Raw genomic sequence first — 19,056 nt, forward strand, 5'->3', positions numbered from 1 at the left:
GAAGCATACACAAAAATACACTTCTGCGAATAATGATAATGGATACAGATCATTGCTATATTAGGGTATCAGTTTCTGCTGCCATTTGCCCAAATTGCCACAATAATAGCTGTTGGCTACAACGGAATAAACTTTCATCCCAAGATCCCCAATATCCATTTTACGTCAAAAATATCTGTCACTTCCACCAATTGATCCGTCTCGTTGTTACCTAATACAGGTTGACCAGCCCCTGCCGCCAGCTTAGCGACAAGCCGGCCACGGTCAGCCAGATTCGTACAAGGCAAAAACACCGAAAGATAGTTGCCAATTTTTCGACCATCATCGTGTACCAGATCCGAACCATAGATAACCACACTGGGAGAAATAAGAGAGGCACTTACAATAGGCAGCTCTGAATACCCTTTTATTTTTTTATCTAGCCTGTCAAAATCCAGGCTCCCGCCAAAACATGACTGATAAAACGTAAGCGCCTTTCTACAATCCCCCGAAAATGTGATAAAAACCCCGCTTCTTAACCGTTCCATATCCTAAACAAATTGAATTAAACTATGCATCCGGTATGACGGGCTCCACAAGTTTTTTCATTTTTTCCAACGATTCCTGCCATCCCAGGTAACACATTTCGGCGGGGATAACTTCAGGAATTCCTGTTTGTTCTATTTTAAGTTCAGTACCACAGCTGACTGCACGCAGCGAAACTGTCGTTGTCATTTCTCCGGGTAAATTGGGATCATCAAAGCGGTCAACATATTTGATAAATTCATTGGGTATGATTTCCAAATATTCACCGCCAAAGGAATGACCATTGCCCGTACCAAAATTGATAAATGTCATCTTGAATTGACCGCCTACTTTAAAGTCCATCTGCTGTACGGTACAGACAAAACCATAAGGGGGTAACCAGGAGGCATGCGCTACCGGATCCGCGAATGCGCGGAAGACTTTTTCAGGACTCGCCTGAATAACCCGATGTAAAGAAACACTATTTGTTTTCATCTCGTTTGATTGTTTATAATGTAAATAGATAATATGATCTTTTTGTTCTTTCTAATAAATTTTTGATCAACCCATCCTTTCCGATGGGAACACCATGATATTAAGATACCGCTGATGCACCTGTATAGGTATGCTGCTGTGCGGCACGACTTGTACCGGCTATCTTTGACCGATAGACATAAGATAACATCAGTATACCCAGTACGATAAGGGGCAATAACATAAAGGTTATATTTTTATCCACGCAGGCATGACTGATAAAGGCAAATACCAAACTGAATGTCAATCCTGCATAAGCCCATTCTTTTAATTTAGCCGGAAACTGTGGAATGGCAATAGCGATGACTCCGAGCACTTTACAGATAATAAGAGCATAGGCAAAATAGTCCGGGTAACCTAAAGGTTTGGTTCCCGCATTCATATATTGCGGTGCAAATAGTAATGTGCCAAGCGGCATAGCGCCTTCCCAGATAACAATTAATATCGTCGCTATCCAGAAGATAATTTTATTCTTTTTCATGATGTTGCTATTTTAAGGTGATTAATTCGTTGATTTAACATGTTTTACAAAATTATTAAGGATCGACTGCCAGCCTTGTTGCTGAAATTCAGGATCATTCATCTGCTCCGCATCAAAAGTGGTGCTGATAATTGTCTTTCCATCTCTTTCAGAAAACAGTGTGCTTACTGTCCGGCCGTCAGACATGGTATAGGCGATTTCCTGATGCAATTCAACCCTCTCATAAGTTCCTTCAAAATCGAACCCAAAACTGCCATCCTTTGCTTCCATCCGATTTTTAAAAGTGCCATTCACACGCAAGTCGTTTTGACTGCTCGGACAATGCCAGCTTGGATCTGCAGTATTCCATTGCATAATATCTGCTGGTGCGTTCCATTGTTGCCATACTTTTTCTACCGGTGCATTTACTGTGGCTTCCACGTTGATTTTTGTTTGTGTTTCCATGATTTCTTTTTATTTGTTTATAATGATATAGCAAAGATGCAAAGGATTTTAAAGCCCGGCGTATTGTAAAACCGACAACTTTAGGGGTGGATTACGACAAAAACAATTTGTACCTTTATCACATAAACCCAAAAGATATGCAAGTCTCAGTTTTTGTCCCCAAATACGGTACTATCGAAGGTATTACGCCAGCATTTAGAACCTTTCATACGGCCAATGAATTTTTATCGGCTTTTGGAAAAAAACCGATATTCAATGTTGAGTATGTAGGCCTGAGTGAATATGTGCCAGCCAATAGCGGCGAGTACACCATAAAAACAAATCGCTTACTGCAAAATGTCGATCGTACCGATCTACTGATCATACCGCCGACTTTTGGTGATATTGACACCGGAATAAGGGACAATGCCGAAGCCATACCTTATTTTAGAAAACTTCACTTAAAAGGCACCCGCTTGGCCAGCTTATGCGTGGGAGCTTTTCTTCTGGCAGAAACTGGGCTTTTAAATGGAAAAAAATGCTCGACTCATTGGGCTTATATCAGCGAGTTCAAGGAAAAATACCCCGAAATAGAAATCGAAGATGGCGCCGTTATCACCGAAAACGACAATATATACAGCAGCGGCGGCGCCAGCAGCCTTTGGAATTTAATTCTGTATCTCGTCGAAAAGTTTTCCGACCGCGAAACAGCTGTTATGATTGCTAAATATTTTGCGCTGGATATCAGTCGGGACAGTCAGTCACAGTTTGCAATATTCCGTGGACAGCGAAATCACGACGATGTGGATATCCAGAAAGCACAGGATTACATCGAACTGAAATATGAGGAAAGAATTACTGTTGAGGAACTGGCGAATTTTGCAAACATTGGCCGCAGGACTTTTGAGCGCAGGTTTAAAGAAGCGACAAACAATACACCGGTCGAGTATATCCAGCGTGTGCGGATAGAGGCTGCCAAGAAATTTTTTGAGGCATCAAGGAAAAATGTTTCGCAAGTAATGTATGATGTGGGTTATACAGACACCAAAGCCTTTCGGGATATCTTCAAGAAAATAACGGGCCTTACGCCCATAGAATATCGGAACAAATTTGCCAAAGTAGCCTAATAAGATAAAGACTACCTCGCAAACGCAGCGGAATGGCATGGAATAAAACAACAAGCCACACGATAATCGTGTGGCTTGTTGCTGAAGTTGCGTTAAACCTACTTCTTAAGCATCATTTCCCGGATATATTTTACCGGTGAATTGCCAAAACTTAAAAATTTCTCATTGAAGGCTTTCAGCTTAAATTGAGCACCCTCCTCCTTTTTAACAGCTTCTCTTAAATCGTAGATTTCTTTATATCCCGTAAAATAGGAGGTCAGCTGCACACTGCTAACGGATACTCTCTTCCACTTTCCAGCGGCTTCGGCCTGTTGTTGAAACGCTTCATCAACCAATAAATGCATTGCATCTTTTTCACTCATATTCTTCACATGCACACTATAATCCAATATTGCATTACACACAGTCCGCAGATGCCATTTATACCACATCAACCACATTTCAGGTGCATTGTCACCATAGCCATTTTCCAGCATCATCTGCTCGGTATATACGGCCCAGCCCTCGATCATCGCGCCATTCCCCAAAACACTCTTGATTAAGCTCGGTGACTGATTGGCATACACCAATTGCGTATAATGTCCGGGAATAGCTTCGTGGATATTCAAAATCTGCAAAATATAGTGATTGTATTCCCGCAAATAGCTTTCTGAAGCTTCTTTGGTCCATCCTGCAAGACTACCAACATTGTAGTATGTATTTCCACCTTTATCGTAGGGACCGGGAGCACTGATAGAGGCTCCGGCCACGCCGGCCATGTAAGCAGGTTCTTTCCGCACAACCAAAGGCTTACTGTCATCAATATATAAGAGATCCTTCTTCTTCACAAATTCCACCAGTTTTGGAATCTGTGCTTCGATAGCAGACTGAAAATCTGCCGCTTTGACGTGATGAACAGACAAGGTATCAATCATCTTGCGGATCAGGACCAAACTATCTGTGGGCTGCACGGCCTTTCCAAAATACTTTGGCCATAGCTGCTTACTGATTTTATGCATTTCGGTATGCAAATAACGCTTACGTGCCCTTGCTGCATCGTAGATCTCCGCAGCAGTAGATCCTGACTGAATGTCAAATTTAAACTTTTGATCATATAATTCCTTCCCTAATCTAAAACTTCGCGGAGACGGGTTGGATGTCTCCTTTAAATAGGTCACAAATCCCTTTATTGCTTTTACAGCTTGGTCGGCTTTCGTTTGAATAGCTGCTTTTTCAGTTGCCGGAAGATTGGATTTTTTTAGAGAATCACGCAGATCCGTTTCAAATACGGATAATCCGCCCAAATTTTGCTGTATGGCCAAATCTGTCAATACCAAAGCTGGACTCTTGATCTGCCCTTTTGCGGCTTCATAATAGGCTGGAATTTTCGCCATGCGCTGTTCAATGGCATGTAGGCGGTCGTGCAGTGGAGCATAGTTCTCAGCCAGCATAAAGGCGATGGTGCCGCTTACGTTATAGGCAGAGGGGTTCCATTCGTAAGCCCGCTCCTTTTCGATCGACCACACATTGGATTCCAGATAATTCTGGATCAAATGGTAGTCCGTTTGTTGCGAGAGATTCAGATCATGCAGATCAAAGCTTTTTAACTGATCGAGCTGCTGTTTTGAAAATTCCAAGCGTGATGCCCTGCTTTTAGCATCAGGAATCGTCAATAACGAATCGTATCGATGAAAACCTACCTGTGTGGCCCATTCCGGATTTTCTTTCCAGAGCTGCTCGATGAATCTATCTTCGTAAGCTTTAAAACTTGCATTGGAGGTCGTATCCGCAAGGGCTTTTTTGGTATCGGAGCCCGACCCGCAGGACGCCAGCATTCCAAAACTCAGGATAGTGAACGTATATGTTATCAGTTTCATTGGAGTAATTTGACTAAAAATAGCAATTGTTGTTGATTGTTGATCAATCACCTCAAGGATTTTACAATTCACATCGCTGCATCTTTCCGATCTACAGTCAAGTATGGAATTTGCCTGCAAAGGTCCGCAATCGTCCTGAGGATGCCCATTAGAGATCCAATAGAAAATTATTAGAATTTTGTCAGAAAAAATAAAGCATAATCAACTAATAACCAGTTCATTAAAAACAAATAAAAAAATATTTAGCGCCTTATGTCCAATTTCTTTAACTTCAATCATTATTGTAGTGTAAAACAGTTACACTTAAAACAATAATAAAATGAAACAACGAATCAATTTTTTCGCAAAAGGCCAAAACGCGATGAAGGCTATGTTTGGATTGGGAGCTTATCTAGGTAAATGTACCATCGAACAAGAGCTTTTGCATCTGATTTATTTTAGAGTATCACAGATCAATGGCTGTGCTTATTGCCTGGATATGCATTCAAAAGATTTGCTTGCCACAGGTGAAAATCCACAACGTCTATTTTTATTGGACGCTTGGCGTGAAGCACCACTTTATAGTGCACGTGAACGCGCCGCGTTGGTCTGGGCTGAAGCAGTAACGAAAATAACCAATGGAGATGTACCTGACGAAGTTTACGCCATTGCAAATCAGGAATTTTCTGAAGAGGAACTCATCGACCTGACTTTGGCTATAACCACGATCAATGCATACAACCGTTTTAATATTTCTTTCCGCACTGAAGCTGGCGGATACAAAGTGGGCCAACATAAAGTGCAGACAGCATAACTAAGCTAAAACGAGATAAATCAATTTATTTAACAAATTAAACGCGAAGCATGAAGGATTTCATCTTATTATTTCGGCAGGCCGGCGGTGAACAGCCTCTTTTGAACGAAGAAGAAATTGCCAAAATAAACAAAAAATGGGAGGATTGGATCGGTGGTATTGAAGCACAGGGAAAACTATCTGACCATGGCTCACGTCTTGAAAAAAGTGGAAAAGTATTAAAACCGGGCGGGATTATTACGGATGGCCCGTTTGTGGAGATCCGGGAAAGCCTCGGGGGGTTTATTGTCATCTCCGCAGAAAACCTTGAAGAAGCGACGACATTGGCGCATGGTTGTCCCATTTTGGAATCTAGCGGCAGCGTTGAAATCAGGGCACTTTTGGTTTAAAAAAAACTTTATGGGCAGTTGTATGCTATACAACTGCCCTATTATGTATGATGGAACCTAACTTTCTAAAACAGCTTTTTCAACAAGAATTCACCAAGATCGTCGCTGTAATTTCAAAACGTTTTGGGCTACAACACATCGAAACTGCCGAAGATATTGTCAGTGAGACTTTTTTGCTGGCTACGGAATCATGGCAAACGAAAGGTTTGCCCGCAAACCCAACCGCCTGGCTGTATACTGTAGCGAAACAGAAAACCTTAAGTCACTTTAGAAGGAATAAAATTTTCGAAGACAAAGTGATTCCGGAAATACATCAAAATCAGCGTGCCGTGGATTATACCGATGAATTTAGTTTCACACAAGAGAACATCAAGGATAGTCAGTTAAAGATGCTGTTTGCCATCTGCACTCCTGCGATTGCCAGTGAAGCCCAGATAGGTCTTGCACTGCGGATTCTTTGTGGTTTTGGGATTGAAGAAATTGCCGAAGCCTTTCTTTCAAACAAGGAAACCATCAACAAACGGTTGTTCCGGGCAAAAGAAAAGCTTCGCACAGAAAAGATCCAGCTTGAATTGCCTTCCGAAAAGGAAATCGTGAAAAGGCTGGATAACGTATTGCATATTATTTACCTTTTGTTTAACGAAGGGTACTACTCCAAGACCCAGAATGAGATTCTAAGAAAGGATCTGTGTATTGAGGCCCTACGCCTGGCGCTCATGTTATCCACCTACGAAAAGACAAATGTTCCCAAAACGAATGCACTCATCGCGTTAATCTGTTTTCACTCCTCACGCTTCGATGCCCGCCACAGTATCGATGGAGAGTTCATTCTGTATGAACAACAAAATGAGAAACTTTGGAACCAAGCCTTAATCAATCAGGGAATTTATTTTTTGAATCTGTCGGCAGATGGCGATCAATTGACCTCCTACCATATCGAAGCAAAAATTGCACAGTGGCATTGTGCAAAAGCAGATACCGTAGAAAAATGGAACGAAATCCTTCAGCTTTACGATCGTTTGCTGGCGGTGAATTATTCGCCGGGTGCAGCACTCAACAGAACCTTTGCCTTATACAAAGCTAAAGGTCCAAAAATTGCACTGACCGAGGCAAAAAAACTAAATCTAATGGATAACCACTTTTATTATACACTCTTGGGAGAGCTCTATAAGGATATAGATCGACAAAAAGCAATCGCGAACTTTCAGCGTGCACAGGCATTGGCAAAAAGCTCCCTGGAACAGGAAACTATCCAACGCAAGATCAATATGCTGTAAAGTTCGCGATCCGTTACACTTTGTCAGCTCTTATAATCAGCTGATTCTTATGCCTTAGCTGATTATGGATCCCTTTTTTGAGTTTCGCCAATACGTCATAAAAAGTTCGTAAAGTTCGCTGGGTTCGATTGCCATCACAGAAGCCGAGTACATGATATTTAGCTGTTGTGACGCTTCATCATAAGCCATTTTCCATAACATCGCTGGAAGCCGGTCTTTATAATTAGAAGCATTGCCTAAAGTGACAACCACTAACGTATCTCCGCCTACTTTCTGTAAGTTAATTGCTGTGACGTCATCCCAATTACCGGCACCGAAAGCTTTTGCCATTGGTGTAGTTTTTCCGGAGAAATGACTTTTATGTAATGAAATCTGCGCAGACTTGTCCCGAAGACTTAATAAGCTATTCACCAAGAGGCCTAGCATTATAAGCAATATTCCGCCCGAGAATACCGCAGGTTTCACTTTTAGTTCACCGTCAAATATTCCGATACAGTACAAAAAGAGCAATAAAAGAACGATACAAATCACGCCTGACAGGCTTAGAAGCTTAGCAGTTTTGCTTCTATTTCTATATAAGTTTACTTCCTGATCCATTTTAGTTGCCCCAGTTGACATTAAGATTATGCTTTTCGGCATACGCTTTTCCTAGAACATATACCTCATCAAATGTTTTATCAATCCCCGGCATGTAATCTTGCTGTATTTTTTGTAGCAATGCCTGCTTTTCTTCAGCAGATCCCTTTGTATCACAAAGTTTAGCATAAGCAGTATACTCATTTTTATAGACTGGCAACACCTTTTCAAATAAGGCGATGGATTTTTCTTTTAATGCTTTTGCATCATCATCCGAAACATTGAGTGCATTGATGTCTTTTAATGCTTTCTCTACTGTCTGGATCTTGATGTCCACGGATTTCTGCGCCTCATCACCTGCGTTCTTACTCGCGGGGATATCGGCAAATTCAACAGTCTCCTGTTCGAGGTGTTTACCAAAACGATCAGGAGCAAAATCGGCTATAAGATTGGTATTTAAAACAACTTTTCCGAAAAAATTTTCTGGGCTTGGAGCTTGGCAGGCGGTGAAAAATAGACTCGCCGACATGAAAATAACAAATAGTAAGTGCTTCATATAAATTTTTATTTTGTCCGAAATTAACTAATATTAGTTAAACCGGCAAACCATCCAATTCTTCACTATTGCATCCTTAATAGGCTAAAAAAACGTATACCGCACCAACCCCGATATTATCTTTTGCATTTCACTTGACCAACACGCTAAATTTTAATAATTTAGCAGTTATAGAACAACAGATTAAAAACCGCTGATTATGGGCTTTGATATTAGTTACCATCCTATTTCTGAAGAACAGATTAACGCCTGGTACTTTGAATTGATTGCAAATCCTGAAAAAATAGAAACGCTGGCATCCGAGTATCAAATTGATGATTTCTATAAAACAAAATATCAGGACACCATAAACGCCGGTCGGGAAACAGATCAAAATGATTATTTTGACAAAACACATGGTTTCTTTATCGCCGTCGTTCAAGGTTTTTTTGAGACCTATTTCTATGTCCGTGGCGGCGCATTATCTTTTTCCACGAATAAACTATTAGATTCCTATTATAAAAAATGGGAAGAATTTATTCCAATAGCTTCGCTCACAAAAAAAATACAAAACAAGCTTATTGAAAATTATTGCTCCGGCGTATATATTTCAGCCGATCAGGTCATTCGCCTATTGGAAGACTATCACCATAATCCTGAAATTAGGTCGGAATTGGATCAATTATTTTCTGAGGGACGTATCACGATTTTCTTAAAGGCATTGAATTTTGCCAAAGAGCGTGGTCTAGGCCTCCTGGAAGCTACAGAAGTTGTGGAACCTCAGCCTTTTGATCTGAATGAGTCTAAAAGTTATTCTAATCTCTTTAACTGCGACAAAGAAGGTCCATTGCTTTATCAAACCACAGCATTCGAACAGATCAAAGACATCGAACAGCGTAATGGTCTCCCTGAAAATGAGATTCTACCCAATGTGAAAGTTGAAAAAGTACATGTAGATCCTGCGGAAACAGATACGGAGAATACACATGAAATCAGCAAAAAGAAAAACTTCTGGAAGCGTTTATTTGGTTAAATCCGAGCACAGAGAGACAATGTTACAAATCCCACCGACACATTCACCTGACAATGAAATCCTTAGCTCCAGGATCGTCCACGCAGCGATAGACCGGGTCTTTGAGGCTTGCGCCAATCCCGCTCATTTGGAAAATTGGTGGGGGCCTGCAGGATTTACCAATACCTTCGAAGAATTTTAACGCCTTTCGTCCACTCCTATTATTCGCTGCCATGTACCTTGTTTTATTCCTTATCATTGCTTTTTTTGCGGGATTAAATTATCTACTTCGTTCCGCTGTTAAAAAGCAAAATAAAAAGATATCTTCCGTTGAATATACCGTTATTATTGGCTACATACTATCCATAGCTTTATTTGGAGCTGGTCTGTTGACCCATTCGAGTCAATATCATGAGGCCGTCGATCCCGTTGATGGCGCCTGCTACCTACCTTTTGGTGGGAAACATGCCTTATCGCTGTTTATCTATTTTGTTGCTTTCAATGTTGCTGTAATCGCCGTTTGGATAAAGGGCCGGCAAATACCACCGATCCCTTTAGTCCTTGCCCTTATTATTTTAATGTTGGGATCTATAATCAGTATCTTTGTGCTGACTCAGGTAAGCTATCACGATACATCAACCTTAAGTAGCTATGTCGGGAATGAAGGAACCCTTTACTTTATTTTCACACCACTTTTCTGTTTTTGTTTTGGCATAGGTTTTATCTGGAAGATCATTCAGGAGGAGAAGGCAACAGCGATCCACAGAAACTATCGAAATCCCATACTGAACAAGATCAATAGGCAGCTTTCGTCCAAGATGGACTATCCGGTATGGGCGCTGATCTTACTCGTTCCTTTCTTTGTCGTCATGACTGCTATTCTTATCCTATTTGGCCAGGATAGTGACTCAATGGCCAAAGTATTCACCGAGACCACTACCTGGGCTTTTTCTCAGAAAATGCATCCACCTATTTTAGACCATCGGGGACATTACCTCTGTACCGTGGCAGCAAAAGGTGATCCAGCAATTGTAAAACCCTTACGCTTAGGGAATCGGCATGGAAATACGATCATCGTTAACCGTCAACTGTTGGTGGCCAATGCCTTTGAGGAAATCTTAAGCGACCTATCTCCCAAGTTGCATCGTTATGTACGTTATTTTTACGACAGATACGGATACAACATCTCTACCAGAATCAACTCGGTCGGGGCATCAAACCTAACCTATAGGGTAATGAAACCACTTGAGTATACTTTTCTCTTCTTCCTTTATCTATTTTATGTAGAGCCCGAGAAGAAAATCGCCAAGCAATACACCTAATCATTTCAATCTTTACATCCTTCGAATAAGCACCAATATTCAATGCATTGGAGGACCATGACATTTTTTTTATATGGATCAGACAAATTATTTTATTGTCCTAACCGGGGGACCCGGAGTCGGCAAAACTACTTTACTCAACAAACTAAAAAAAGAAGGCTATAGAACCGTGCCCGAAGAAGCACGTCGAATCATTCAAGAACAGGTGGCAAAAAACGGCGATGGCTTACCTTGGAAGAATAAGCAACATTATGCCTCATTAATGTTGGCAGCGTCCAATGCTCGTTACCTTCTCGAAATCAAAGAAAACACCCAACGCCAAGAGTATGTCTTTTTTGACCGAGGTATTCCAGATACACTCGCCTATATCGACATGGAAAAGTTAACTGTTGCAGCTCCCTTACTTGAAGAAGCTAAAAAATACCGTTATCATAAAAAAATATTTATCCTTCCGCCATGGCAGGAAATTTATGAAACCGATCATGAGCGAAAGCAGACTTGGGAAGAAGCCGAAGCTACATTCCATCAGATGAAAAGTGTCTATGAACGGCTTGGATATGAGGTCATAGAAGTACCTAAAACATCCGTCGAACTACGCTATCAATTTATTTGCGAATCGCTCGGGTTAGCTACTCACTGATCTTTCATTAAGGTTTCGATGCGACGATCTGGAATTAACCACATGATGGCTACTGTACCATACATCAACAGACTGACGTACGGATTTATAAAAGATATACCGATCCCCAGAAAATACAAGGCTGTAGAAATGTTCTCCTTGGTCTTCGATTTGACGGCACGTTTTAAAGCGGACTCTTCTCCTTCCGTCTGGACCGCAAAATATTCAACAATATTGTAGGCTACGGAACACATGATCAATACAACGCCATAGGCAATAATGGGATCACGTTCAAAATGGGATTCACCAATCCAGTTGGTTGTCAAAGGCATCAAGGAGAGCCAAAATAAAAGGTGTAAATTTCCCCATAATACTTTCCCATTGACTTTCTGAACAATCTGAAAAAGATGATGGTGATTATTCCAATACAGCCCGACATAGACAAAACTGACTACATAGGAGACGATTTTGGGGAACAGGGGTTTTAAACTTGCAAAAGTGTAACCTTCAGGTACTTTTAGTTCGAGTACCATAATGGTAATGATGATGGCCAATACGCCATCACTAAATGCTTCCAGCCGACTTTTAGTCATTGTTATAAATCGGAGTTAAAAACTGATATTGCAGTCCCAGGCGAAACACATTCAATCGTGCCGGCCCGGGATCGGCGCCAAGTATTCCATCATGATAATCCTTCAAGCCCCAAGAATAGCCTGCAAAAATCGTATAACGGTCGTAATTGACATTAAACTGCAATCGCGGGCGGATATCGACATCAATTACTTTACCTCTATCCCGTTCAAAACTTGTCTTATTGCCACTCTTATCTTCGATACTTCCGTTTTCCTTGATGCTCAACGTCTTCGCTACATCAACACCGAATTGCATATCCATTGTCATCGGTTCAAAATAAACACGATAGCCGACGAAGGGATTAAAATTCAAAAATTGTTGGTTGAGCTTGGTCAGTCCACGACTGCCATTTGCGAATTCGTTGCCTTCTAGGTCAACCTTGGTCTGTAAACGTTCAAAAGCACCTTCTACACCTAAAAGAAAATTATTTGCAAAGACATAACGGTAGTTCACTGCACCCCCAAAATTAATTCCATACTTTTTACCGTAAGGATTATTGGTATAATAATCCTGCTGACCAGAGCCATTTAAAGTGCTTTTAGCGATGCTTCCAGACCCGGTAAAATTGGAGACACCGGAAGTTACACCGACACGAAGTTCATGGGATTGTGAAAAAGCCGCAAACGGAACGATACAGGCTATACATGCAAGAAGTAAAAATCTCTTCATCATAAAAATATAAAAACAATCTAAAATTAAGAAAATTTAGGCGATTGAGCTCACATTGCCATTTTATTTTTCAAACAATTATTTCTTGTTCTATCATGCCGAATACGCTGTCAAATTCAGGTAGTCAAATAAGTCCTTCTTTTCCATATTTCTTGAACTACATCAATGGAATTGAATCAAATGGACTTTAATTTTGTTGTATCAAATCAAAGGAATACATCGTATGAAATATATCTTAGAGAATCCTGTCAGCGGTCATATTGGCCAGCAAAAATATAAAACGACCATTCTATGGCGCAACGGTGAATTGATTACCGATGAACCTGAAAAATTGGGTGGCAAAGATCTCGGGCCTGACCCATACACCCTATTGGTCTCTTCCCTCGTTTCCTGTACATTAGCAACCTTACGGATGTATATTGACAGAAAAGAACTTCACATCGATGAAATACAAGTCACGGCCAATATGTATTTACGAATTGAAAAAGAGCAAGTAGTGACCTATTTTGACCGAGAAATTTCATTCGGGCAGGCAATCGAAGAAAACACGGTATTACGTTTACAGCAAATTGCTGATGAATGTCCGATTTCAAAGATATTAAAAGGTAATGCCGTGGTAAATACAATCATGAAAACAAACAATTAAATGAAAAATTTAATCATTATTTTGTTCGGAAAAAACGAGGAAATTCTCCACACACTACAGCGGATCATAACGGGTACAAATGGCTGGCAAGCGGTCATTCAACAAGATCTCCTCACTTGTAAGAAATACCTCTCCAGTTACCCTGGCGACATCCTGCTGCTGAGCTCTGGTTTATCAACACAGGAAGAAACCGAGATCATAGACCATCTTTCTTATTTAGACCATCCGATTGGTTTGATAAAACATTATGGCGGTGGAAGTGGACTTTTGAAAAATGAAATCTATAGTTTATTCCCTGATTTGATTCCTGACAAATAAATGAATTCACCAGGAATGTTTTGTTTTTTTCGGTTATTAAACCAGTTCAATGAGAAACACTCCTCAGCAGGCTAATTTTGAATACATAAATCGTAAGATCATGAATAAAAAAAACTTTATAAAAAAGGGACTTTTAGGTTCCGGAATATTTGCATCAAGTACTGAGTCAGCAGATGTCATGAGGAATGACATCGATGAAATAGAACCTTTGGAAACACTGGATGCCAATGCGTTGCAATACAACTCCGATCAACTGGAAAACCATAGTGTACTACACAAAGCAACAAGCCGGGGTTATGCGGATCATGGCTGGTTGCAGAGTAACCATACCTTTAGTTTTGCCAATTACCATAATCCCGACCGTATGCATTTCGGTGTACTCCGGGTACTGAATGATGATATTGTTGCCGAAGGCAGGGGGTTCGGATTGCATCCGCACGACAATATGGAAATTATCAGTATTCCCCTGGAAGGGGATCTGGAGCATGAAGACAGTATGGGCAATCAGGCCATCATCCGAAAGGGAGATATCCAGGTGATGAGCGCAGGAACAGGTATCATGCATAGTGAGTACAATAAAAATACCGATCAGATTGTTAAATTTCTGCAGATCTGGGTCTACCCGAACCAACGTAATGTAGCACCCCGATACGATCAGATCACCTTGGACAAATCACAAAGACACAATAAGTTTCAACAGATCCTCTCACCTGATCGTGCCGACGAAGGAGTATGGATACATCAGGATGCGTGGTTTCATATGGGTAATTTTGACAAAGGTATCGAAACAAATTACAAAGTTAAGCAAGCTGGAAATGGCGTTTATATTTTCGTCTTAAGCGGAAGCGTCAACGTAGCGGGACAAGAGTTGGAAACGAGAGATGGCTTTGGTATCTGGGACGTTTCGGAAATTAAACTCATGGCCACTTCGCCCGATACGGAGATCCTCCTGATGGATCTTAACATGATATTAAATTAATGCCCTATCATCTGGGAGCGACAAATAAGCGAGATACGATCAAAATAGGGCATCACTTTATTGCTTTTACCGCCGGCTAAATCCAGCGGTATGCGTAAGCCAGATGCTCGTATTCCTGATCGGATTACCATTGCATAAAAAAGGGGAATGTTAACATTCCCCTTTTTTATCGTCGTTGCAAAATCTACTTTAAAAACTGATCGAATTGAGTTTTTTATCAACTAGAATTCCGTCTATCGCTTTTAAATTGAAGTTAACATTACGTTTGGCTTTCAATTTGATCTTAAATAGCACTTCCGAGCCATTCAGCGTTTCCTTATTGCCCAAATTCACAAAAGTAGGATACAAAGCTTTGCTGCCGTTTGTATGAAGACGGTCATTGGTATAGTTATTCATTTCCTTCAGGTGTAGCGGATCTATTCCCACAAACTCAAAATCGCCCTGATTATAAGGCAATGCGAAGCTAAGCGCATTCACTGCTTTAAGGTTTTCTCCGCTTACGGTGATTTCAACGATATCGCCAGATTTTAAGGACGTCCTGGATGCTGTCAATTTTAGCTTACCAGCAACTTTCTCCGCTCTGGTTGGTTTGGCTCCCCCCTCGATCGACACGGCAACATTTGAGATATCATAGGCATCAATCAACTTATTTTTATTGACATCACCATTACTCACATAGCCTTCAAAATCACCATCCCCCATTCTTAATCCGGTATAATTAATATAAGAAGTCAGATCGTTATGGTCAATCAGGCGATCGTTGTTGATATCGCCGGGTAAATAGCTAGTCGATCCAGGCACCTTAAAGACATAGAGCTCACGACCTGAACCGAAGCCGCCGACAGCCTCCGCAACCGAAATCTTAATAAAGCGTGCGACAGGATGCTGACCAAAACTAAAGTTCTTCATTTCGCCATCACGTTTCCATTCAAAGCTTCCGGCTTCAGACCAGGTATCCTTATCATTGCTATAAAATACTTTACCTTTTAAAATGATGCCGTTGCCACCATCCGTCCGAGGAAGGTACTCAAACTTATCCAGCTGATTGACGGATCTCAGATCTAGCGTAATATCAAACGGAACCGCAGTTTGCCCCCATTTGGTATGCCACATATCCCCTTCATCGTAATTGAACAGTTTATTGATGCCGTTGCCTCCTTGATTGTCTACAGAGGTCTCCGCTTTAATACCTTCGATCGCAAACTCCAACGGATTAGCTTTTGTTTTTGCACTAAATGTACTCCAATCAGAAGCACCAGCTTTATTAACAGATCGGATTTTAAAGTTATATTCAGTTTCTGCATCCAGCCCCTCAAATAACAACTGATTATCTTCAATGGTCGAGTATATCAGATCATTAAACGCAATCTCATAATAGTCTGCATTGGCGACCTTCTCCCATGTCGGTGTTAATCTGTAGGCTTGGGTATTACTCTCCGTTACATTGGCATTAGGAGGCCTAAGCGCTCCCGTCTGTGCCAAATGCGCGTCATTAGGCGTGAATCTGAACCCATCAACTTGTATTTCTAGCGCTGCTGCTGACACATCCTGCTTACCGATACGTACTAATACCATGGGATTTTTGATCAGCTTGACCTTTTCAAATTCGGATCCCTTTGTTGCAAACTGATTCAGATCAGGTTGTGCATCGAAGAAGTAGGCATTTTCCAGGTTCTTAAATTCAGCCAGTGAATGTGCCTCCTGAAGTTTTATTCCTTTTTTATTGACTTTAGCAGTCACTTTCTTCGGGGCAGCGGTTACATTAAAACGGACTTCTGTCGCTTTCACTTTTTCAAACCCCTCAAATTCCCCCGCTGACGGCGCTATTGTGAACAGCACTTTGTCGTCTTTCTGTATGGAAGAAATCTTGGTATTTACGCCTTTTCCATAACGATAAGCTTCTGTTTTTCCGTCGTCATCATATTCCGTGAATTCAGAATTTCCAAACGGATATACCTCGTAAATACGCTGATCCTTTTTGATCTCCTGTACATTATTATTTGGATTCGTAACTGGAATAATGGCTCCATTTTTAACAAAAACCGGTAGTTTCCAAATTGGTACATCAAAATTATTGATGATACGTCCACCGGTATATTTGTCACCGGTAAAGTAATCTATCCATTCTCCATCAGGCAAATAGATACCGTTTCGGATGTCATTGCCCTTCTCATCCACGCGTGTCTCCTGATAGATCGGTGCCACCAAAAAATTAGGTCCATACAAATACTGATATTGTGTCGCCTTTCCAAGTGTGTACTGATTTGCCTGTTCCAAAAACATCGCACGAATCATCGGCAGGCCATCGACAGCCTGTTTAGCTATACTATAGCTATAAGGAACTAATTGGGATTTCAGCTTCAGGTAAAGACGGTTGATGGAAGTTGCGGGTTCGCCCAAAGCATGTGGATACTTTTCATTGGATCCCCATCCATCCATATTCAATTCCATTGGTGTCCAAGTTTTCCATTGAAAGTCCCGAATGTTCACCTTAAAGTTTTTTCCACCAAAGATTCCATCCATGTCCGAGGTAATATTTGGCTGTCCGGAAAGACCAGAACCGATATACGTCGGAATATGGAATCGGATATATTCCCAAACCCCACCAGTCTGATCGCCCGACCAAATACCGGCATAGCGTTGCGTTCCTGCCCATCCATCCAATGAAATAATAAACGGTCGTGCATTGTTACCATAATAAGGCATGGTATGGCCCACGTCAGCGACACCATTTAAGCCGAAGGAATAACCGGGCCCTACCCAGGCGACATCCGTCTTTAGGACCCGGACACCTGCATCACGTACTTCTTTGACAATATCTCTTTGCAGTAATGCACTGATGCTGTCCTTAGGGTGCAGGTCAGACTGCGTCCATAAGCCAATTTCCACGCCGTTTTTACGAGCATAATCACCAAATTCCTTTAGGTTATTAATATTTCCGTCCAAAGTCTCGGTCTGACCATATCCAGCGCCATAGCCGTCATTGGGCAGAATCCATCCCAAAGGCATATCATGCGCTTTATAGCGATCTATAACAGCACGGGCCGAAAATTGGTAATTCCCTTTTTCGCCATTCAATGACTCTTTTATACCGCCATTTTCCTTCTGGCTTTCTTTATAGCGTTTTCCATCTTCAAACAGAATTCCCTTTCCATCTTCTTTCCAAAAATCTCTATTATATGCATTGAGGTGACCTTCATACAAGCCAAATTTTGGCAGAAGTATAGGATTACCGGTTAACTGATAAAAATCGTTAAGTAAGGGTACCGTACCATCGTTGATCATAAAAAAAACATCCAGATAATCCGTGTCATGGGATAATTTTACGGTACCTTTTGTCTTTGCCCCAAATGCGTAATTCCCTTTTTTGAACGTATACCACATAAAGCCATAACCGTTCGTTGACCAAAAATAAGGTGTAGGAGATGCTACGCCGCCATCGGTCCAGCTATTTTGGTTTTCAATGGCGATCGCTCTACCTTTATGGGAGAAGCGTCCATTTTGTACACCACCACCGAAAAAGTACTCATCCTTATTTTCTTTCAACGTTAAGGTCACTTGCTTAGATTCGAAAGCAATAGGCTTTAAGCTCTGGACTACAACTTTATTCGTGATACGATTGAGGATACTAAATTGAGAGGTTTGTTTATCTATGGAGAACACAATGTCCTTGGTTGTTATTGTAGCGCTACTTCCTTCATCTTTTACTTCCAGCTCATTCACCGCTTTTCGCGGTTGTTCGACAAGGATCTTTGCCTCAGGTTTCGCTTCCGGATCGCGGATAATACCACCGTGTGTATCCTGAAACATTCTGAAAATATGATTTCCATAGAAATCCAATGTCAGTCGTTGGTTGTTTTCATATACAATCTCCACTGTTGTTGGATTAATTTGCTGTACAGCAATAATCTTACTAACAGTAGCGGTTTGTTCCATCTTATAATTAGCAGGCGGGTGAGTCATCGCACCGACCTTATTCGATTGAAAAATAAACGGAGAAGCCAATCCCACCAATAAACTAACCTGCGCTTTTGTACTCCAAAAAGATATCTTCATGTGTATCATTTATAATATTAAATCGCATTGCTGTATTTCCACCCATGAGAAAGCTGCGAAATGCTGTTAAATTAACATAACAATAATACAATAGTAAATCCAAGTAAAAAAGAGCTTGCGAAATGCAAACGATTGTCTAATAATAATGTTGCAGGAGTCAAGTGATTTTAGTTGAACGTTTCCGTCGGCCCCGACCGGTTTCTAGGCCTCCTGTTCCGGGCCGGTTTCCGCGGACTTCCCCCGGATCCGATATCCCTGTTGAACAAAAAGCTCTGTAAAAAGTATCTAAACGAAAGAAGCCCTTGAC

The 19,056-nt window shown here is 41.2% G+C and carries 21 protein-coding genes; 11 read left to right on the forward strand and 10 right to left on the reverse strand.

What is annotated here, in order from left to right; all coding sequences use genetic code 11:
- Positions 1 to 134 precede the first annotated feature (134 nt).
- From B4G94_RS15185 to B4G94_RS15200, 4 genes are all read right to left on the reverse strand, one after another.
- On the reverse strand, positions 135 to 527 hold the full coding sequence (locus B4G94_RS15185) for a glyoxalase (RefSeq protein ID WP_286859883.1): 393 nt from the start codon (positions 525 to 527) through the stop codon (positions 135 to 137).
- A gap of 22 nt (positions 528 to 549) precedes the next feature.
- Entirely contained in the window at positions 550 to 999 is a 450-nt protein-coding gene (locus B4G94_RS15190; RefSeq protein ID WP_108637079.1) for an SRPBCC family protein, read from the reverse strand.
- Positions 1,000 to 1,099: 100 nt separating this feature from the next.
- Positions 1,100 to 1,519, reverse strand: a complete 420-nt coding sequence (locus B4G94_RS15195; protein ID WP_165305792.1) for a DoxX family protein — start codon at positions 1,517 to 1,519, stop codon at positions 1,100 to 1,102.
- A 21-nt stretch (positions 1,520 to 1,540) separates the two neighbouring features.
- Positions 1,541 to 1,963 (reverse strand): SRPBCC family protein, encoded by a 423-nt coding sequence (locus tag B4G94_RS15200; protein WP_286859884.1) that lies wholly within the window; start codon positions 1,961 to 1,963, stop codon positions 1,541 to 1,543.
- Between the two features lie 137 nt (positions 1,964 to 2,100).
- Here B4G94_RS15200 and B4G94_RS15205 point away from each other — a divergent pair, with 137 nt between their 5' ends.
- Complete coding sequence (locus tag B4G94_RS15205) at positions 2,101 to 3,069, forward strand: GlxA family transcriptional regulator (RefSeq protein ID WP_165305790.1); 969 nt, start codon at positions 2,101 to 2,103, stop codon at positions 3,067 to 3,069.
- A 98-nt stretch (positions 3,070 to 3,167) separates the two neighbouring features.
- Here the strand turns inward: B4G94_RS15205 and B4G94_RS15210 are convergent, their stop codons facing one another.
- Complete coding sequence (locus B4G94_RS15210; protein ID WP_286859885.1) at positions 3,168 to 4,925, reverse strand: DUF885 domain-containing protein; 1,758 nt, start codon at positions 4,923 to 4,925, stop codon at positions 3,168 to 3,170.
- 319 nt (positions 4,926 to 5,244) lie between these two features.
- On the opposite strand from B4G94_RS15210, the gene B4G94_RS15215 reads away from it, so the two are divergent.
- The 3 genes from B4G94_RS15215 to B4G94_RS15225 are packed head-to-tail and all read left to right on the forward strand — an operon-like array spanning position 5,245 to position 7,384.
- A complete protein-coding gene (locus tag B4G94_RS15215; protein WP_108637085.1) occupies positions 5,245 to 5,718 on the forward strand; it encodes a carboxymuconolactone decarboxylase family protein in 474 nt (157 codons plus the stop codon).
- Between the two features lie 50 nt (positions 5,719 to 5,768).
- Positions 5,769 to 6,107, forward strand: coding sequence for a YciI family protein (locus tag B4G94_RS15220; protein ID WP_108637086.1), 339 nt, complete (start codon positions 5,769 to 5,771; stop codon positions 6,105 to 6,107).
- Positions 6,108 to 6,154: 47 nt separating this feature from the next.
- Positions 6,155 to 7,384: an RNA polymerase sigma factor gene (locus B4G94_RS15225; RefSeq protein ID WP_286859887.1), complete on the forward strand. Its 1,230-nt coding sequence runs from the start codon at positions 6,155 to 6,157 to the stop codon at positions 7,382 to 7,384.
- Between the two features lie 54 nt (positions 7,385 to 7,438).
- Here the strand turns inward: B4G94_RS15225 and B4G94_RS15230 are convergent, their stop codons facing one another.
- Positions 7,439 to 8,002, reverse strand: a complete 564-nt coding sequence (locus tag B4G94_RS15230; protein WP_286859888.1) for a hypothetical protein — start codon at positions 8,000 to 8,002, stop codon at positions 7,439 to 7,441.
- Positions 7,983 to 8,516 carry a hypothetical protein gene (locus B4G94_RS15235; protein ID WP_286859890.1) on the reverse strand — a complete coding sequence of 178 codons (534 nt, stop codon included), beginning with the start codon at positions 8,514 to 8,516 and terminating at the stop codon, positions 7,983 to 7,985. The genes B4G94_RS15230 and B4G94_RS15235 overlap by 20 nt, the downstream gene beginning before the upstream one ends.
- A gap of 199 nt (positions 8,517 to 8,715) precedes the next feature.
- On the opposite strand from B4G94_RS15235, the gene B4G94_RS15240 reads away from it, so the two are divergent.
- From B4G94_RS15240 to B4G94_RS15255, 4 genes are all read left to right on the forward strand, one after another.
- A complete protein-coding gene (locus tag B4G94_RS15240) occupies positions 8,716 to 9,528 on the forward strand; it encodes a hypothetical protein (RefSeq protein WP_286859892.1) in 813 nt (270 codons plus the stop codon).
- 19 nt (positions 9,529 to 9,547) lie between these two features.
- Positions 9,548 to 9,709 (forward strand): hypothetical protein, encoded by a 162-nt coding sequence (locus B4G94_RS15245; RefSeq protein WP_286859893.1) that lies wholly within the window; start codon positions 9,548 to 9,550, stop codon positions 9,707 to 9,709.
- Positions 9,710 to 9,740: 31 nt separating this feature from the next.
- A complete protein-coding gene (locus tag B4G94_RS15250) occupies positions 9,741 to 10,829 on the forward strand; it encodes a DUF6688 domain-containing protein (protein ID WP_286859894.1) in 1,089 nt (362 codons plus the stop codon).
- A 73-nt stretch (positions 10,830 to 10,902) separates the two neighbouring features.
- Positions 10,903 to 11,469: an AAA family ATPase gene (locus B4G94_RS15255; protein ID WP_286859895.1), complete on the forward strand. Its 567-nt coding sequence runs from the start codon at positions 10,903 to 10,905 to the stop codon at positions 11,467 to 11,469.
- On the opposite strand, the gene B4G94_RS15260 is transcribed toward B4G94_RS15255, so the two are convergent.
- Positions 11,463 to 12,041 carry a TMEM175 family protein gene (locus B4G94_RS15260; RefSeq protein ID WP_108637092.1) on the reverse strand — a complete coding sequence of 193 codons (579 nt, stop codon included), beginning with the start codon at positions 12,039 to 12,041 and terminating at the stop codon, positions 11,463 to 11,465. The genes B4G94_RS15255 and B4G94_RS15260 overlap by 7 nt on opposite strands.
- Positions 12,034 to 12,753 carry an outer membrane beta-barrel protein gene (locus B4G94_RS15265; RefSeq protein ID WP_286859896.1) on the reverse strand — a complete coding sequence of 240 codons (720 nt, stop codon included), beginning with the start codon at positions 12,751 to 12,753 and terminating at the stop codon, positions 12,034 to 12,036. The genes B4G94_RS15260 and B4G94_RS15265 overlap by 8 nt, the downstream gene beginning before the upstream one ends.
- Positions 12,754 to 12,973: 220 nt before the next feature.
- On the opposite strand from B4G94_RS15265, the gene B4G94_RS15270 reads away from it, so the two are divergent.
- The 3 genes from B4G94_RS15270 to B4G94_RS15280 all read left to right on the forward strand — a co-directional run bounded on the left by B4G94_RS15270 (position 12,974) and on the right by B4G94_RS15280 (position 14,693).
- Positions 12,974 to 13,396: an OsmC family protein gene (locus B4G94_RS15270; RefSeq protein WP_165305780.1), complete on the forward strand. Its 423-nt coding sequence runs from the start codon at positions 12,974 to 12,976 to the stop codon at positions 13,394 to 13,396.
- A complete protein-coding gene (locus B4G94_RS15275) occupies positions 13,397 to 13,714 on the forward strand; it encodes a hypothetical protein (protein WP_108637095.1) in 318 nt (105 codons plus the stop codon).
- Positions 13,715 to 13,814: 100 nt separating this feature from the next.
- A complete protein-coding gene (locus B4G94_RS15280) occupies positions 13,815 to 14,693 on the forward strand; it encodes a pirin family protein (RefSeq protein WP_286859897.1) in 879 nt (292 codons plus the stop codon).
- A gap of 189 nt (positions 14,694 to 14,882) precedes the next feature.
- On the opposite strand, the gene B4G94_RS15285 is transcribed toward B4G94_RS15280, so the two are convergent.
- Positions 14,883 to 18,749 (reverse strand): TIM-barrel domain-containing protein, encoded by a 3,867-nt coding sequence (locus B4G94_RS15285; protein ID WP_286859898.1) that lies wholly within the window; start codon positions 18,747 to 18,749, stop codon positions 14,883 to 14,885.
- Positions 18,750 to 19,056: the final 307 nt, after the last annotated feature.

Source organism: Sphingobacterium sp. UBA7625 (assembly GCF_002484085.1).
GTDB lineage: Bacteria > Bacteroidota > Bacteroidia > Sphingobacteriales > Sphingobacteriaceae > Sphingobacterium > Sphingobacterium athyrii.

Excerpts from the sequence above, each read along its gene's own strand:
- B4G94_RS15185 (WP_286859883.1), bottom strand. The coding sequence starts at position 527 with ATGGAACGGTTAAGAAGCGGGGTTTTTATCACATTTTCGGGGGATTGT.
- B4G94_RS15190 (WP_108637079.1), bottom strand. The coding sequence starts at position 999 with ATGAAAACAAATAGTGTTTCTTTACATCGGGTTATTCAGGCGAGTCCT.
- B4G94_RS15195 (WP_165305792.1), bottom strand. The coding sequence starts at position 1,519 with ATGAAAAAGAATAAAATTATCTTCTGGATAGCGACGATATTAATTGTT.
- B4G94_RS15200 (WP_286859884.1), bottom strand. The coding sequence starts at position 1,963 with ATGGAAACACAAACAAAAATCAACGTGGAAGCCACAGTAAATGCACCG.
- B4G94_RS15205 (WP_165305790.1), top strand. The coding sequence starts at position 2,101 with ATGCAAGTCTCAGTTTTTGTCCCCAAATACGGTACTATCGAAGGTATT.
- B4G94_RS15210 (WP_286859885.1), bottom strand. The coding sequence starts at position 4,925 with ATGAAACTGATAACATATACGTTCACTATCCTGAGTTTTGGAATGCTG.
- B4G94_RS15215 (WP_108637085.1), top strand. The coding sequence starts at position 5,245 with ATGAAACAACGAATCAATTTTTTCGCAAAAGGCCAAAACGCGATGAAG.
- B4G94_RS15220 (WP_108637086.1), top strand. The coding sequence starts at position 5,769 with ATGAAGGATTTCATCTTATTATTTCGGCAGGCCGGCGGTGAACAGCCT.
- B4G94_RS15225 (WP_286859887.1), top strand. The coding sequence starts at position 6,155 with ATGATGGAACCTAACTTTCTAAAACAGCTTTTTCAACAAGAATTCACC.
- B4G94_RS15230 (WP_286859888.1), bottom strand. The coding sequence starts at position 8,002 with ATGTCAACTGGGGCAACTAAAATGGATCAGGAAGTAAACTTATATAGA.
- B4G94_RS15235 (WP_286859890.1), bottom strand. The coding sequence starts at position 8,516 with ATGAAGCACTTACTATTTGTTATTTTCATGTCGGCGAGTCTATTTTTC.
- B4G94_RS15240 (WP_286859892.1), top strand. The coding sequence starts at position 8,716 with ATGGGCTTTGATATTAGTTACCATCCTATTTCTGAAGAACAGATTAAC.
- B4G94_RS15245 (WP_286859893.1), top strand. The coding sequence starts at position 9,548 with ATGTTACAAATCCCACCGACACATTCACCTGACAATGAAATCCTTAGC.
- B4G94_RS15250 (WP_286859894.1), top strand. The coding sequence starts at position 9,741 with ATGTACCTTGTTTTATTCCTTATCATTGCTTTTTTTGCGGGATTAAAT.
- B4G94_RS15255 (WP_286859895.1), top strand. The coding sequence starts at position 10,903 with ATGGATCAGACAAATTATTTTATTGTCCTAACCGGGGGACCCGGAGTC.
- B4G94_RS15260 (WP_108637092.1), bottom strand. The coding sequence starts at position 12,041 with ATGACTAAAAGTCGGCTGGAAGCATTTAGTGATGGCGTATTGGCCATC.
- B4G94_RS15265 (WP_286859896.1), bottom strand. The coding sequence starts at position 12,753 with ATGATGAAGAGATTTTTACTTCTTGCATGTATAGCCTGTATCGTTCCG.
- B4G94_RS15270 (WP_165305780.1), top strand. The coding sequence starts at position 12,974 with ATGAAATATATCTTAGAGAATCCTGTCAGCGGTCATATTGGCCAGCAA.
- B4G94_RS15275 (WP_108637095.1), top strand. The coding sequence starts at position 13,397 with ATGAAAAATTTAATCATTATTTTGTTCGGAAAAAACGAGGAAATTCTC.
- B4G94_RS15280 (WP_286859897.1), top strand. The coding sequence starts at position 13,815 with ATGAATAAAAAAAACTTTATAAAAAAGGGACTTTTAGGTTCCGGAATA.
- B4G94_RS15285 (WP_286859898.1), bottom strand. The coding sequence starts at position 18,749 with ATGAAGATATCTTTTTGGAGTACAAAAGCGCAGGTTAGTTTATTGGTG.